Source organism: Haemophilus haemolyticus (assembly GCF_003490935.1).
GTDB classification, from domain to species: Bacteria; Pseudomonadota; Gammaproteobacteria; order Enterobacterales; family Pasteurellaceae; genus Haemophilus; species Haemophilus haemolyticus_M.
In genome coordinates this window covers 143,151-158,490 of record NZ_QQGD01000003.1, presented here as the reverse complement: position 1 = coordinate 158,490, position 15,340 = coordinate 143,151, and the positions used below count along the sequence as shown (strand labels likewise).

Annotated in this window: 12 protein-coding genes and 2 tRNA genes; 4 read left to right on the top strand and 10 right to left on the bottom strand. The window is 38.0% G+C overall.

What is annotated here, in order from left to right:
* Window positions 1-9 precede the first annotated feature (9 nt).
* From DV417_RS04910 to rsgA, 6 genes are all read right to left on the bottom strand, one after another.
* Window positions 10-927 (bottom strand): SPFH domain-containing protein, encoded by a 918-nt coding sequence (locus DV417_RS04910; protein ID WP_005628412.1) that lies wholly within the window; start codon window positions 925-927, stop codon window positions 10-12.
* Window positions 928-1,006: 79 nt separating this feature from the next.
* The gene (manA, locus tag DV417_RS04905) at window positions 1,007-2,206 is read right to left on the bottom strand and encodes a mannose-6-phosphate isomerase, class I (protein WP_118878896.1); all 1,200 of its coding nucleotides are present in this window, start codon (window positions 2,204-2,206) and stop codon (window positions 1,007-1,009) included.
* 93 nt (window positions 2,207-2,299) lie between these two features.
* Entirely contained in the window at window positions 2,300-2,800 is a 501-nt protein-coding gene (gene crr, locus DV417_RS04900) for a PTS glucose transporter subunit IIA (protein WP_005638822.1), read from the bottom strand.
* A 60-nt stretch (window positions 2,801-2,860) separates the two neighbouring features.
* Window positions 2,861-4,588 (bottom strand): phosphoenolpyruvate-protein phosphotransferase PtsI, encoded by a 1,728-nt coding sequence (ptsI, locus tag DV417_RS04895; RefSeq protein ID WP_118878894.1) that lies wholly within the window; start codon window positions 4,586-4,588, stop codon window positions 2,861-2,863.
* A 79-nt stretch (window positions 4,589-4,667) separates the two neighbouring features.
* Window positions 4,668-4,925 carry a phosphocarrier protein Hpr gene (gene ptsH, locus DV417_RS04890; protein WP_009500977.1) on the bottom strand — a complete coding sequence of 86 codons (258 nt, stop codon included), beginning with the start codon at window positions 4,923-4,925 and terminating at the stop codon, window positions 4,668-4,670.
* A gap of 159 nt (window positions 4,926-5,084) precedes the next feature.
* Window positions 5,085-6,125 carry a small ribosomal subunit biogenesis GTPase RsgA gene (rsgA, locus tag DV417_RS04885; protein ID WP_118878892.1) on the bottom strand — a complete coding sequence of 347 codons (1,041 nt, stop codon included), beginning with the start codon at window positions 6,123-6,125 and terminating at the stop codon, window positions 5,085-5,087.
* Between the two features lie 70 nt (window positions 6,126-6,195).
* Here rsgA and orn point away from each other — a divergent pair, with 70 nt between their 5' ends.
* The 3 genes from orn (at window position 6,196) to DV417_RS04870 (ending at window position 7,013) form a co-directional block, all read left to right on the top strand.
* Window positions 6,196-6,744 (top strand): oligoribonuclease, encoded by a 549-nt coding sequence (gene orn / locus DV417_RS04880; protein ID WP_009500975.1) that lies wholly within the window; start codon window positions 6,196-6,198, stop codon window positions 6,742-6,744.
* Between the two features lie 93 nt (window positions 6,745-6,837).
* Window positions 6,838-6,913 (top strand) — tRNA-Gly (locus tag DV417_RS04875).
* A gap of 24 nt (window positions 6,914-6,937) precedes the next feature.
* Window positions 6,938-7,013: transfer RNA gene (locus DV417_RS04870), tRNA-Gly, on the top strand.
* A gap of 131 nt (window positions 7,014-7,144) precedes the next feature.
* Here DV417_RS04870 and wecA read toward each other — a convergent pair.
* The 4 genes from wecA to map form a co-directional block, all read right to left on the bottom strand.
* Entirely contained in the window at window positions 7,145-8,212 is a 1,068-nt protein-coding gene (gene wecA, locus DV417_RS04865; protein WP_046939313.1) for a UDP-N-acetylglucosamine--undecaprenyl-phosphate N-acetylglucosaminephosphotransferase, read from the bottom strand.
* A gap of 151 nt (window positions 8,213-8,363) precedes the next feature.
* Window positions 8,364-11,096 carry a YadA-like family protein gene (locus DV417_RS04860; protein ID WP_118878890.1) on the bottom strand — a complete coding sequence of 911 codons (2,733 nt, stop codon included), beginning with the start codon at window positions 11,094-11,096 and terminating at the stop codon, window positions 8,364-8,366.
* Between the two features lie 270 nt (window positions 11,097-11,366).
* A complete protein-coding gene (glnD, locus tag DV417_RS04855) occupies window positions 11,367-13,958 on the bottom strand; it encodes a bifunctional uridylyltransferase/uridylyl-removing protein GlnD (protein ID WP_118878888.1) in 2,592 nt (863 codons plus the stop codon).
* A 93-nt stretch (window positions 13,959-14,051) separates the two neighbouring features.
* Window positions 14,052-14,858: a type I methionyl aminopeptidase gene (gene map / locus DV417_RS04850; RefSeq protein WP_005638836.1), complete on the bottom strand. Its 807-nt coding sequence runs from the start codon at window positions 14,856-14,858 to the stop codon at window positions 14,052-14,054.
* A gap of 136 nt (window positions 14,859-14,994) precedes the next feature.
* Between map and erpA the strand changes: the two genes are divergently transcribed.
* Entirely contained in the window at window positions 14,995-15,339 is a 345-nt protein-coding gene (gene erpA / locus DV417_RS04845) for an iron-sulfur cluster insertion protein ErpA (protein ID WP_005632606.1), read from the top strand.
* Window position 15,340: the final 1 nt, after the last annotated feature.

Genomic DNA, 15,340 nt, shown 5'->3' with positions numbered 1-15,340 from the left:
TTATCTAAATTAAGATTTTTTATCGCCCTTTAATAACTCCGCAATACCTGCAACAGAACCAATTAAATTGCCAGCTTCTAATGGCATAAGCACGACTTTACTGTTTCCTGAACTACCGATTTCTTTCAATGCTTCCGTGTATTTTTGTGCAATAAAGTAGTTAATTGCTTTGGTGTCACCGCTGGTAATTGCTTCTGATACCATTTGCGTTGCTTTTGCTTCAGCTTCTGCAGCACGTTCTCGAGCTTCAGCTTGTAAAAAGGCTTCTTGTCGCTCCCCTTCCGCTTTTAAAATTCGAGCTTGTTTTTCACCTTCAGCACGAAGAATCTGAGCTTGGCGAATCCCTTCAGCCTCTAATACTTCAGCACGTTTATTGCGTTCCGCTTTCATTTGAGCATTCATAGAATCAATCAATTCACGAGGCGGACGAACATCACGAATTTCAATACGCGTTACTTTAATCCCCCATGGATTTGTCGCTTCATCTACAATAGCCAATAATCGACTATTAATAGAATCACGTTGGGAAAGCATTTCATCAAGCTCCATCGAACCAAGCACGGTTCGAATATTTGTCATGGTTAAATTGATGATAGCTTGTTCCAAATGATTCACTTCATAAGCCGCACTTCGCGCATCAATCACTTGCACAAAACAAACCGCATCAATAGAAACATTGGCGTTATCTTTAGAAATCACTTCCTGGGAAGGAATGTCTAAAACTTGTTCCATCATATTAATTTTACGACCAATACGATCAACAAAAGGCACCACTAAATTTAACCCTGGCATTAATGTTCTTGTGTAACGACCAAAACGTTCGATTGTCCAGTTATAGCCTTGTGGTACGGTTTTCACTGTAGAAAACAAAATTAATGCAACTAATATCACAAAGATTAATGTGGAAATAGCGAATCCATCAAGCATATTTTTCTCCTTTAGTGGATAGATTGTATAAAAAGTCTATCAAATCCACCCGCACTTTTATAGCCTATTTTGTATAAAATTAAGGCAATCTTGCCACCACTGCATAGCCTTCAATTAAACCTTCCACCTCATAAGAAGCATTCGCGGTAATGAAAGCTGCCTCACCTTGTTTCAAAGAAAGTGCGGTCGTTTCTGAGCGTAAATTTAACTGGCCATTCATCACCAATAAAATACTCGCACTTTGTGCTTTTAAATAATGAGTTTCACCACATTCATATTGAATATTTTGCAAAGCGAAATCTTGTGCAGGCGTAGCATAAGTAAATATACGCGCGTCTTGAGGTGCCGACCGGATAATTTTAGGCTCCACTTCACGACAATCTACAATTTTAAGCAATTCTGGAATATCCACATATTTAGGCGTTAAACCACCGCGAATCACATTGTCTGAACAAGCCATCAGTTCAATATTTTGCCCACGTAAATAAGCGTGCGGAATGCCAGCATCTTGGTAAATTCCCTCACCTTTTTTGAGATGAACAATATTAAACAAATAGAAGCAAATTAAACCAGCATCTAATTTATCTAAAGAAATATTCATTGCATCAATGGTGTAAAGCACCCAATAATCTGGATTAGTTAAATCCAAATGATTAGCCTCATAAGCAGCTTGATTCTCCAACAGAATTGGGGAAAGCCATTGGTGTAGCTGAGCTTGTTCTGCTTGCATAATATCGGCATAGAAAGCATGTAAATCTTGTTTATGTAATTTTTTTGCAAGCGGGGTTAAAGATGATCGCGATGCTAAAGTTTCGATAATATCCGATTTATTTTTAAAACCATGCAACAACCAGAAATCAGATAAAGCAATCATCATTTCAGGTTTATGATTGTTATCTTTATAAGTCCGTGTTGATGCTTTTAACTCAATGCCTTCCGCATTTTCTTCCGCAAATCCTATCTCAGCTTGTGTTTTCGTTGGATGAAGTTGAATAGAAAGGGGTTGGGCGACATCAAGAATTTTTAATAAATAGGGTAATTCATCACCAAAACTTGCTCGGCTTTGTGCACCAAGTGCGGTAGGATTTTTCTGTAAAAATTCAGTAAGTAACAAATTTTTACCATCGACTTCAATGCTTGAAGGCGCAGAATGATGAGCGCCCAACCACCATTCAGCATAATATTGATTTTCTTCCGCAGGAATATTCAGTAATTGAGGAATATATTGATGCCCTCCCCATACGTAATTTTGGAGTGAGCCAGTAAGTTTATAGATCATTTTTAATTTTTCCGTTGAATCCTATCTACACCACAGTTTTATTTACATAAATAAAAAATCCGCACAAAGGCGGACTTTTTTATCGTAAAGAAATTATTTAGTTAAGCTTAATACCACTGACTCTCCAGCGACGACTTCACCTGATTTTTTCACGATGCAAGAAATTTCATCCATATTAGAAATAACAATGGGTGTTAATACAGATTTTGCTTTTGATTCTAATAAAGGAAGATCAAATTCAATCACGGTATCACCACGCTTAACAGATTGGCCTTCTTGCGCAATACGAGTAAAGCCTTCACCTTTCAACTCAACGGTATCAATACCAAAGTGTACAAATAATTCTACACCTTCTTTTGATTCCATTGAGAAAGCATGGTTGGTTTCAAAAATTTTACCAATCACACCATCCACTGGCGCAACGATTTTGTTACCGGTAGGACGAATAGCAACACCATCACCCACGATTTTTTCAGAGAAAACTACATCTGGAACATCTTCAATATTTACAATCTCACCAGAGATAGGTGCATAAATTTCAACTTCCACAGATTTGTTTTCTTTTGAACCGAATAACTTGTCAAATAAGCCCATTTTAATCTCCTATCAATTCATAGATGGCTGTTATTTTAACGTAAAATCAAACAATTTTGTTTAACTTAATGCATTTTCCGCCAAAAATTCTTCGATTAACTGCTCAATTTCCGAAGCGGTCGGTTTTTGTAATGCGGCATTAGCAAGTGCTTTTGCATCTTGGAAATTCACATTACGGATTAATTTTTTAATTCTAGGTACGGAAATAGCACTCATACTAAATTCATCTAATCCCATACCAAGTAACAATAAGGTTGCACGTTCATCACCGGCTAATTCACCGCACATTCCCGTCCATTTACCCTCTGCGTGAGAAGCATCAATTACCTGTTTTATTAAACCAAGCACAGATGGCTGCATCGGATTGTAGAGATGCGAAATTAACTCATTGCCTCGATCCACCGCCAAAGTATATTGAGTTAAATCGTTAGTACCGATACTGAAGAAATCTACTTCTTTTGCTAAGAATTTTGCATTTACAGCAGCGGACGGTGTTTCAACCATTACACCCACTTGGATATGCTCATCAAAAGCTTTGCCTTCTGCACGTAATTCCGCTTTTAATGTTTCAATAACCGCTTTTAATTCTCGAATTTCTTCTACAGAAATAATCATAGGGAACATCACCGCCAATTTACCAAACGCTGAAGCACGCAACACCGCGCGTAATTGTGCATTTAAAATTTCACGGCGATCTAACGCAATGCGAATCGCACGCCATCCCAAGAATGGATTCATTTCTTTTGGTAAATCTAAATATGGAAGCTCTTTATCGCCACCAATATCCATAGTACGAAGCACGGTTAAACGCCCATTCATTGCTTCTACGACTTCTTTATAGGCGATGAATTGTTCTTCTTCCGTCGGAAGCTGTTCACGATCCATAAATAAGAATTCAGTTCGGTATAAACCGATACCTTCCGCACCATTGCGATCTGCCCCTTCACAATCACGGATTGTCCCGATATTCGCGACAACATCAACCTTGTGTCCATCTAATGTGATTGCAGGAAGATCTTTTAATTTAGCTAACTCTGCTTTTTCCTGAGAAATTTTAGCTTCAAGTGTTTTTAATTCATCAATCTGAGATTGTGTTGGATTGACATAAACTTGATTATTTATCGCATCTAAAATTAAGTAATCACCTGTATTGACTAATTCGGTCACATTATTTGTGCCTACAATCGCCGGTAATTCTAAAGAACGCGCCATAATAGAAGTATGAGAGGTTCTACCACCAATATCAGTGACAACCCCTAATACTTTTTCAAGATTAAGTTGAGCAGTTTCTGATGGAGTCAGATCATAAGCAACAAGAATTGATTCTTCTTGAATATCGCCAAGATCTACTATGTACATACCCAAAATATTTTTAATTAAACGGTTACCAATATCACGAATATCGCCAGCACGCTCTTTCAAATATTCATCATCGATCTCCGACAACATTGTGACTTGTTGATCAATAATTTTGCTCGCTGCAACTGCGGCATTGACTTTATTTGAACGAAGATAATCAAGAATTTCTTCTTCTAATTCTTCATCCTCAAGAATCATCAAGTGGCCTTCAAAGATAGCGGCTTTTTCTTCGCCTAAAGAAACTAATGCGCGCTCTCTGATCGAATTAAGTTGTTCCACCGCCAATGCACGACCTTCATAAAATCGAGCGACTTCTGCGTCAATTTGATCATCAGTAATTTTTTGCGTATCAAGAACAATCTTTTCTTCTTTAAGAACAAGTGCCTTGCCAAAGGCAATACCTGGGGATGCGAGAATGCCAGAAATCATAGATACCTTCCGAAATAATTAAAAAAGGGATAGATAAACAATAGCCATAAAATTTCTCAATTTTATGGCTAAGTCAGTATTATTCTAAGGTTGGAATTAAAGCAACTAAGTGGTCTACAGCCTGTTGCTCATCTTCACCTTCTGCAGAAATGGTAATCACTGTTCCCTGTGTTAACCCTAACGTCTGTAGCTTAAATAAACTTTTTGCACTTGCGCTTTTTCCTGCTGAAGTCACAGTAATATCAGATAAAAATGCCTTTGCTTCTTTCACAAATTGAGCAGCTGGGCGAGTATGTAAGCCATTTGGCGCAGTGATTTCGACATCTTTTGAGTACATAATGCTACCTCTACTAAATAATAGTTAAAAAATAAAAACTAAGAAATCGCCTTAGTATCCTTGTTCAAAGGAAAATAATCAACAATAAACACAAAAAACTTAGACTAAATCGTGAAAAAGCAACAAATATGCCTATTTTTTAGCCGCCTCACGCAATCGTTAAACTGCTGAAAAATGACGTTGTGATTTTGTTTCACTTAAACTTTCAATTAATCGATGATAATTATCATAACGAACAGGCGAAATTTTCCCTTGCTCAACGGCTTCACGCAACGCACACCCTGGATCGCTCAAATGTTTACAATCACGGAATTTACAGGTTCCCAAAACATATTGAAATTCTCGATACCCTTTTGTAATTTGCTCCGCATCTAAATGCCAAAGCCCAAATTCTCTAATTCCTGGCGAATCAATTAAATTACCACCTTGTGGCAAATGATAAAGACGCGATGATGTCGTCGTATGCTGCCCTAGCCCAGATGTTTCGCTCACATCCCCTACTTGAGCATTTACGCTAGGCAAAATATGATTAATTAAACTCGATTTACCGACACCAGATTGCCCAACAAAAATCGCCGTGCCTTGTGCCAAAAGTGCGGTTAATCTTTCCATATTTTCACCGCTCTTTGCTGAAATCATTAAAATCTCATAGCCAATATCTTGGTAAATTTTAAGTTGTTCTTCAATTTCTTGACGCTGTTCTTGCGTCAATAAATCCACTTTATTCAAAACAATTAGAGGCGTAATTCCCGCGATTTCACAGACAACAAGATAACGATCTATAATATTTAAGGAAAGCGTTGGCAACACCGCTGATACAATAATAATACGATCAATATTCGCCCCAATGGGTTTCAAACCATCATAATAGTCAGGGCGGGAAATTTCATTTTCTCGAGGGTGAATCGCCTCAATCACGCCACTCACACCTTGTAATTGTTCATTGCCTTTACGCCAAACGACTTTATCTCCCACCACCAAACTCGACAAGGTACGACGCAAATTACAACGATAAATTTCGCCTTGTTCATTTTCGACATCTGCATGAATCGAATAACGCGTGACCACAACACCTTCTTGTGATTCGCCAAGCATTTCATCTGACCATTCAATCTCTTTTTTCTTATGGCGATGTAAGGTTTTCGCATTATTCGATTGAATTCTTCTAGTTTGGTTTTGAGTTAATTTACGTTTAGCCATAAAAGTGCGGTCGTTTTTTCCCTTGTTTTTGGTAAAATGAAAAAAATTTTTGCATAGGATACCTGATATTATGCCATTCGATAAACAAAATCTTATTTGGATTGATTTAGAAATGACCGGTTTAGATCCGGAAAAAGAACGTATTATTGAAATTGCCACTATCGTAACAGATAAAAATTTAAATATTTTGGCAGAAGGCCCTGTGTTGGCTGTTCATCAGTCTGATGAATTACTCAATAAAATGAATGATTGGTGCCAAAAAACACATAGTGAAAACGGCTTAATTGAACGCGTAAAAGCCAGCAAACTTACCGAACGAGCAGCAGAATTACAAACCTTAGACTTTTTAAAAAAATGGGTGCCCAAAGGTGCGTCGCCAATTTGCGGTAACAGCATTGCCCAAGATAAACGCTTCTTAGTGAAATATATGCCTGATTTAGCTGATTATTTTCATTATCGTCATTTAGACGTGAGCACATTAAAAGAACTTGCAGCACGTTGGAAACCTGAAATTTTAGAAGGCTTTAAAAAAGAGAATACGCATTTGGCGCTAGATGACATTCGAGAATCAATTAAAGAGCTAGCTTATTATCGCGAACATTTCATGAAATTAGATTGACGAAAACTTCAACAAAAAATTTCTTTTTATGAAATTGCCCTTGCAAGCTCTAAAAATATTTGTATAATGCTGGCTCATTCACTGATGTGAACTGCGGGAATAGCTCAGTTGGTAGAGCACAACCTTGCCAAGGTTGGGGTCGCGAGTTCGAGCCTCGTTTCCCGCTCCAATTTCACATTATAAAAGCATTATTGCGGGAATAGCTCAGTTGGTAGAGCACGACCTTGCCAAGGTCGGGGTCGCGAGTTCGAGCCTCGTTTCCCGCTCCAAATTTCAATCCCTAGCCAAAAGGCTGGGGATTTTTTCTATCTACAAAAATAGCTCACCAAAATATTAAAAGTGCGGTGTATTTTCTCAAAAAATAAAGGCCTGTGATTTAATAACACAAGCCTTTATTTTTTTATGCTTTCTTCAACCGTTTTGCACGACGTTTCATTCTTCTGACCCAACGAGTAATTCGCCATGCACGCGTAATTGAATAGACATAAAGGAAAAATAAAATGAAAAAGCCGACAAACATCGCCCACTCATTCACATAATAAACTTCCCCTAAAATACCGATAGTTGCACAAATTGCAGAAACAAACGTAATCAATAAAAAGGCTTGTCTTGATGTTAAACCCGCTCTCACCATTAAATGATGAACGTGTAAACGATCTGGGCGGAATGGGCTTTTGCCTTTACGTACACGGCGATAAATAATCGCAACCATATCAATCAAAGGAATCGCAATAATCCAAAGTGCGGTTACTGGATTCATAGGATGCCCTTTTCCTTGCGTACTCAATAACAAAATCCAAATAATGGTAAAGCCAATTAATGTACTCCCCGCATCCCCCATAAACACCTTATATTTCGGTCCAAATGGAATGCCTAGATTGAGCATCAAATAAGGTAAAATCGATACGATTAAAGCAAAACTCCAATGCGCCATATCCATTTGCCCATCTCGATACATCAAGAAACCAATCGCGGCAAAAGAAACGCAAGAAAGCCCACCGAGCAATCCATCAATACCATCAATCATATTAAAGGCATTAATAATCGCAATAGTGGCAAAGACGGTAATAATCAAACCAATTGAACCAAGCGTTAACTGGAAAGGCCCTAAAATTTGACCTAAATGATCAAGATAAACATTCCCGAGATCGATCATTAAAATCGCCAGTATTGCTTGAATCCCTGCTCTTAAGAAAGGACTGATATCAAAGCGATCATCTAAAATCCCTATCGCCAATAAAACAAAAATACTGAACAAATAGAGATAAGGTAATCGAAGTTGATCCCATTCCATCAGGTAATAGCAAAGATTTCCAACAAAAAGCGATACACCACCGATTAGCGGAATTGCGCCTTGATGACGTTTACGATAGTTTGGCTTATCAACTAATCCAATCCAATTGGCAACTGGTCGCATCACAATCAATGTTAAAAATGCGCCAATAAAAGTAACAAAAATACTCAGCATAGTGTGACCCTAAAATTTTTTTGTAAAGGATAACATAAGGCAAATTTACCTAGAAATATATTTTTCAAGAACCACTATTTTTCACTTCAACGCCCGTATTTTTATAAAAAATGCGGTCCAAATTGACCGCACTTTTACTCTTATCCTTATTTTACCAGTGGTATCCTACACTACCGCCCGCATTAACATCGCTTTGGCTATTGACACTCGCACCCAATTTAATCTCAATTTTGTTATTGGTTAAACGTCTGCCGTAACCGACCGCTAACGCGTGTTCTCCTTTATAAGTGCCAACTGCCACAGAAACCGCAGAATCTCCAGCAAAATTTCCCCCTTGCAAGAAAGCAATCGCTGTCGCACCCGCAATCCCTGCCCGCAAATCTTTGTTCATTTTTTGCATATTGCGATCGAGTTGTTGAATGGATTGCTGATCTTTGCGGATTTGCGCTTTCAAGCTATCGTGTTCCGTACGAAGCTGTTGTAACTCAGCTTTACTCGCTCCTCCCCCTAACACCTCAGCAAATTCAGCTTCGGATTTTCCATGGTTAGCAGGCAGTTCTTTCCAACTTTCATAAGCTGATTTTCCTTGATCGCCTTTCTCGCCTTTAGGACCTCTTTCTCCTTGATTGCCTTGAGGACCTTGTTCGCCTTTAGGACCTCTTTCTCCTTGATTGCCTTGAGGACCTTGTTCGCCTTTAGGACCGCTTTCTCCTTGCTCGCCTTTTTCGCCTTTTAACGTTGCATCATTTTGAATTTTTTCACGATCTAAACCGACAAAAAGAACCTGTTTTCCGTCTACATCTTTCTTCTCAACTTTTAAGCCGTCACCAAAACTAAAACTCAAGTTATTTAATGCAAAGCCATCAATAGCAGTTCCCAATTTGAATGCATTATTTATCATTCCACCACCATTATAAATAGAAACTGGTAATGTCGCCAAAGTCTTTAATTGAGCTACGTTCACTGCATCGGTGTCTTCTGTACCTGCTGCAACACCAATAATTTGGCGAGTAATGCCTTTTTTATCATTTCCAATAGAAAGCGATCCAGCAGTGCCTTGCCATACAGAAACGATTTTATTGCGTTCCTCTTTTTTAGCTAACAATGCTTGTTTTTTAGTCTCTAACTCTGTCTCTTTTGCCGCAATTTCATCACTTAATTTATCAGACTGAACATTTGTTTCGGCTAATAAAGCGGTATTTTTTTCATTAAGCCTTGTTAATTCTTCTTCGGCTGCGGTTTTTTCATTTTCAACCTTAGTGATCTCGTCTTGTTTCGGACTAGACTGTGCTTTAAGTGCAGTCAGTTGAGTTGTTAATTCGTTCACTTTTTCCTGTTGTTTTTTCAAATTAAACTCAACATCTCGCTGTTCAACCAATTTATAGTATGCTTTCTCTGTGTCATTAAAGTCAGTTTCTAATGGCGTGATCGCTGTAGTTAATTGATCATATTCTGTTTTCATTGTTCCCAGCAATTGACCATTCGCTATCTTATTTTCACTATTTGTATGTTTTGTATTTTTTTCGCTAAAATCATAGCCAATAGCACCTATTCCACGCTCATTAAATGAGTTTGAACCTAATGCGATGCCAGATTCAGTTTGAACTGTTGAGTTATCACCCAACGCAATAGAACTTTCTGAACGAGCAGAAGAATAATAACCTAGCGCGATAGCATTATTTTTATAAGCAATTGCTTGCTTACCTAAGGCATTAGAAAAATGTCCTCTAGCTTCTGCGGCAATACCAAGCGCCATTGAGTTTGTAGCTGAAGCTTCAGCTGTTCCCCCGATCGCTAATGTTTGATATCCAAGTGCTTTTGCTGAATTACCAATTGCAACTGAAGAAAAATATTTCCTAGTTGGCTCAACATTCATCTGAGCATAATCTTTTGCTACTGCACGAGTCGATCCCGGTGTACCTGTTTCACTTTGATCAGAATCAATAATCGTGCCTCTTCCATCAATATATGCATTTGAATTTGCTTTTTTAGATTTACCCACATAAGCACTAACACCTAATGCAATAGAAGAATTTGCATAATCAGTGATCTCAGATTCAGTCCCTGCAACTAAGCTATTTTTGCTATTTATTTTATTTTTACTCCCAATCGCAACTGAGGCTTGACCATTTGCACTTGACTCAAAGCCGAACGCTAAAGTTTGCACGCCTAATGCTTTCGATAAAGTGCCAAGTGCAATAGTATGTTCTTCAGCCGATTGGGCATGAGTCCCAATACTAATACCGTTTGTTGCCGACAAAGAGGAATTAGAATTTGTACCAATACTAATCGCACTATTACCAAGTGATTTAGCTCCCGCACCTAATGCAATACCATTGTTTCCCGAGGCATTAGTAAGTACACCCAATGCAATACTATTTCCCCCCAATGCTTTAGTATATGCACCAATTGCTAGTGAATAATTTGCATTTGAAACCGCATTCCAGCCTATCGCTACTCCTCCAGTATTCTTAGAATTTGCACTTTTACCTAGTGCAACAGAATAAGTACCAGTAGCACCACTATTATTATAATTTGTATCAGAAGAATCTATATTCACACTTACACCGTGAATTTGTTTAATTTTAAGGGTGCTAATTTCTTGTTTTAGAGTTGTAATTTCTTGTTTTAACTGTTCAATTTCAGGATCAGCCGCAAAACTATTTGTTGAAAATAAGAAAAGAGAAGAAAATGTTAAGACAGGCAGGCAGGCAGGCAGGCAGGCAGGCAGGCAGGCAGGCAGGCAGGCAGGCAGGCAGGCAGATGATGCATCAGAAACTTGTTGCTTGCAACGTCTTGATTTAGATTTTCCTTTTGCTAATTCAGATACAACTTGGAACATTTGCAAACCTGCGTTCCACACGACTTTATAAATATTATTCATATATACCTCTATATTTAAGATAAGATTTATTTATAAGAGAGTAAGATATAACACTTCCCCTCCCATAAACCCAAAATCAGACTAACTATGCCATACATCAAAAAATAAGTAAAATTTATTTAGAAAAATACGGAGAATAGCTTTTATATTTTACAAATTAGAAATTTTGTTAATGTGGTAAAACTCTTAAGCTTCATAGCTGAAATAATTAATATATTGGTGCAATAGTAGTTATATGCCTCATTTAACTTATTAATAGAATATAGATATTTACCTAATTTGCTGAATAATAACACTGTTCAGTTTTTCCCTTTCCTCTCTTGCAAGAGCTTGCCCAAATTGGTTCGTCAAAATAAAAAAGTCCTCGGCTTTCTCGCCCACTGTGGTAATTTTCGCATTCAACAAATTGAGATTTAGCTCACTGAAGATTTGGCTCACTTGGGCTAATAACCCCGGTTTATCCAACGCAACCAGTTCCATTTCAGTATGCTCTTTTTTGTTTTCATGTAAAAAACGCACGTCGGTTTGTACAGTGAAATGTTGAAGTTGACGGTTCGGCGTAATAGAAAGTGCGGGTAATTTTTCGCTTTGAAGGGCTAATGTTAGGGCTTGCTCTAGTTCTCGGCGACGATCAAATTCCACTAATTCACCATTAAGTTCCGTGATGATAAAGCTATCAAAAACATAACCATCTTGTGTCGTAATAATCTGCGCATCATGGATACTGAATTTTTTTGCTCCTATGGTGCTCACCACTTTATTAAATAAGTGCGGTTGATCTTGGCAATAAATAAACACTTCCGTGCCACCAAGTGAAAAGCGATTACTAATTTTCACTAATAATGCCTCAGCGAAATCCACCAGCAAACTTGTATGCCACGCGATTTGTTTTGGCGTATTACGCACAAAATAATCTTCAGGGCAACGAGTCCATAATTGCTCAATCAAGATTGGTGCAATATCTGAATAATCCTGCGTTAAAATTTGTTGTGCAAGTTTTCGGTTTTCTTCCGATTTTTCTGAATAATCAAGCAATTCTTTCATGCCTTGTGCAAATTGCTGTTCAGTAAATTCATATAAAGAGGCAAAAAGCGAACGTTTCCAGCTATTCCATAAATTGCTGTTGGTTGCACAAATATCCGCTACCGTTAAACAGGTGAGATAATCTAGCCGAACTTGATTTTGCACGGCTTCAGCAAAATTCATGACGACTTCAGGATCATGAATATCACGGCGTTGCGCAGTAATTGACATCAGCAAATGAGATTGAACTAACCAAACAAGGGTATCAATTTCTCGGCGATCTAAACCATGTAATTGTGCAAAGTCGGCAACATCCACAGCACCAAGTTCTGCGTGATCACCGCCCCGCCCTTTTGCAATATCGTGGAACAATGCCGCAATATAAAGCAAAGTGCGGTCAGAAAGTTGGCTAAAAATTCGATGGGCAATCGGATGTTCTTGCGCACTTTCCTGTGACAGAAAACTTTCCAATTTTAACATCACGCGCAATGTATGCTCATCCACCGTATAAATATGGAATAAATCAAATTGCATTAATCCCTCAATGGCTTGCCATCGGGAAAGATACGCAGTTAATACGCCATATTGGTGCATCGGCATAAACGCACGCTTAATCGCATTAGATTGATTAAACAAACGTAGAAATTTTTCTCTAGCTGCAGGAATTTCACATAATTTTTGTGGTAATTGATCCAAGGAAATTTGTAATTGACGCAAAGTATCAGAATGAATTTTAGCCTGGTCGTACTGCGTTAAATAAAAGAATAGATCTAAAATTCGTTCTGGTTTTTCTTGAAAAACAAGGCTATTACGTAAACACAAGCATTGGTTAATCAGTTGAAAATCATCGTCTAACTGATGAATCACGCTGTCCTGATTTGATGAAAGCACATTTTCTCGATAATGCTGAATCAGCAAATTACTAATGAGCGAAATTCGGTGCAATGCTTGAAAAAAACATTTCATCATTTTTTCCACAGCTTGATTTCCTTCACCTCGAAAACCCAACAATTCACTGACTTTAATTTGGCGATCAAACAACAGACGATTATCGTAACGTTTCAAAATCAAATGCAAAGCGAACCGCACTTTAAATAAAAATGCACGACTTTCTTGTAGTTGCTGATATTCTTGAGGATAAATAAAACCGCTTTGTAAAATGGCCTCAAGGGTCAACGCCCCCGAATGGCGCAACGCCACCCAATACAACAAATGCAAATCACGCAAACCACCCGGGCTGTACTTAATATCTGGCTCAAGGTTATAAGCCGTATTGTGATAACGCTGATAACGTTCTATTTGCTCTTGCACTTTGGCGTTAAAAAAATCTTCTTTCGACCAAAAATCAGCATTTTTTACCAATTCATTTAGCGCATCAAAGTGCGGTCGATCTCCAGTAAGAAATCTAGCTTCTAATAAATTGGTGGCAATCGTAATATCTTGTTTTCCTTCCGATTCACATTGTTCTAAGGTTCGAACACTATTTCCCACCTCAAAGCCACAATCCCATAAAAATTGGATAAATTGTGTAATCTTTTCTTCAATTTCTGGGCTAGGTATTTGCTTGACCAAAATTAAAAAATCGAGATCCGACAAAGGAAACATCTCACGCCGTCCATAACCACCCACCGCAATTAAAGCAATCCCCTGCAATTCACTTAATCCCATGTCCTGCCAAAGTTGAATCAATAAGGCATCATAAAAATTACTGCGATTTTCAATAAGCTCAAAAATGGAATAACGAGAAAAATTCTCTAGCTCAAATTGCTTGAGATTTTCTCGCTCAATTTTGACCGCACTTGGCGTTAAAGGAGAAGATAGTATCGGAGAAAACAGCATATGAATTGCCTTTTGTTAGATCGAAGTCGTTTTATTATAAAGAAAAATAAAAAGGGCGTATATCTACGCCCTTATCCTATAATTTAATGTCAATTACACATTCACCATAATCCGCGAAATTCGACCTTCTGCAATTTCTTCATCTCGGATAGTCATCACTTCACAACCAGTTTCTGTGACAACAAGTTGATGTTCGTATTGTGCTGAATGGCTACGATCTTTGGTTTTTACTGTCCAACCATCACCCATAACGCGCACTTCTTTTTTGCCCGCATTAATCATTGGCTCAATCGTGAACACCATGCCTGGTTTTAAAATCACCCCTCCATCATCTGCGTAATAATGCAATACTTGAGGTTCGCAGTGAAATTCTGTACCAACACCATGTCCGCAATATTCACGCACAACGCTGAAAGTTTGGCTTTCTGTATATTTTTGCACAGCTTTACCTATTTCATTTAAACGAATACCTGGTTTTACTGTGCGCAATCCCACGTATAAGGCTTCTTGTGCCGCTTCCACTAATTTTTTACTACGAATATTCGTTTCGCCGCCCACGATATACATTTTTGAGTTATCACCAAAATAACCGTCTTTAATCACCGTGACATCAATATTCACAATATCGCCATTTTTAAGCACTTTATCGTCACTTGGAATACCGTGACAGACAACTTCGTTAATAGAAATACAGGTAGCCTTTGGGAAACCATGATAATTCAAACATGCAGGGATAACCTTTTGTTCATTCACCATATACTCATGGCAAATTCGATCAAGTTCACCAGTAGTTACACCTGCTTTTACGTAAGGTTCAATCATCACCAGCACATCCGAAGCCAATTTGCAGGCCTCACGTAGTTTTACAATTTCTTTTTCTGTTCTAATTGGAATAGCCATTTTATTTCACCTTTTTTGAAAAAAATTTTGCCAGATTATAGCACGATTTCTAGGAAAAAACTGGATTACACTTGAATGGAGTAAATGGTTATTAGATAATAACGAAATTCAAATTTTCGGGAAGCGGGAAATAATTATGACAGATAACATTGCAGTACCATTGACATTTACTGATGCAGCAGCGAATAAAGTAAAAAGTTTAATCAGCGAAGAAGAAAATACTAATTTAAAATTACGCGTGTATATCACGGGTGGTGGCTGTAGCGGTTTCCAATATGGTTTTACTTTTGATGAAAAAGTGAATGAAGGCGATTTAACGATTGAAAAATCAGGCGTTCAACTTGTGATTGACCCAATGAGTTTACAGTATTTAATCGGCGGTACCGTCGATTACACAGAAGGTTTAGAAGGTTCACGCTTTACTGTAAATAATCCAAATGCTACCAGCACTTGTGGCTGTGGTTCATCCTTTAGTATCTAAG

Coding starts and splice junctions, on each gene's coding strand:
- DV417_RS04910 (WP_005628412.1), bottom strand. CDS start 927: ATGCTTGATGGATTCGCTATTTCCACATTAATCTTTGTGATATTAGTT.
- manA (WP_118878896.1), bottom strand. CDS start 2,206: ATGATCTATAAACTTACTGGCTCACTCCAAAATTACGTATGGGGAGGG.
- crr (WP_005638822.1), bottom strand. CDS start 2,800: ATGGGCTTATTTGACAAGTTATTCGGTTCAAAAGAAAACAAATCTGTG.
- ptsI (WP_118878894.1), bottom strand. CDS start 4,588: ATGATTTCTGGCATTCTCGCATCCCCAGGTATTGCCTTTGGCAAGGCA.
- ptsH (WP_009500977.1), bottom strand. CDS start 4,925: ATGTACTCAAAAGATGTCGAAATCACTGCGCCAAATGGCTTACATACT.
- rsgA (WP_118878892.1), bottom strand. CDS start 6,125: ATGGCTAAACGTAAATTAACTCAAAACCAAACTAGAAGAATTCAATCG.
- orn (WP_009500975.1), top strand. CDS start 6,196: ATGCCATTCGATAAACAAAATCTTATTTGGATTGATTTAGAAATGACC.
- wecA (WP_046939313.1), bottom strand. CDS start 8,212: ATGCTGAGTATTTTTGTTACTTTTATTGGCGCATTTTTAACATTGATT.
- DV417_RS04860 (WP_118878890.1), bottom strand. CDS start 11,096: ATGAATAATATTTATAAAGTCGTGTGGAACGCAGGTTTGCAAATGTTC.
- glnD (WP_118878888.1), bottom strand. CDS start 13,958: ATGCTGTTTTCTCCGATACTATCTTCTCCTTTAACGCCAAGTGCGGTC.
- map (WP_005638836.1), bottom strand. CDS start 14,858: ATGGCTATTCCAATTAGAACAGAAAAAGAAATTGTAAAACTACGTGAG.
- erpA (WP_005632606.1), top strand. CDS start 14,995: ATGACAGATAACATTGCAGTACCATTGACATTTACTGATGCAGCAGCG.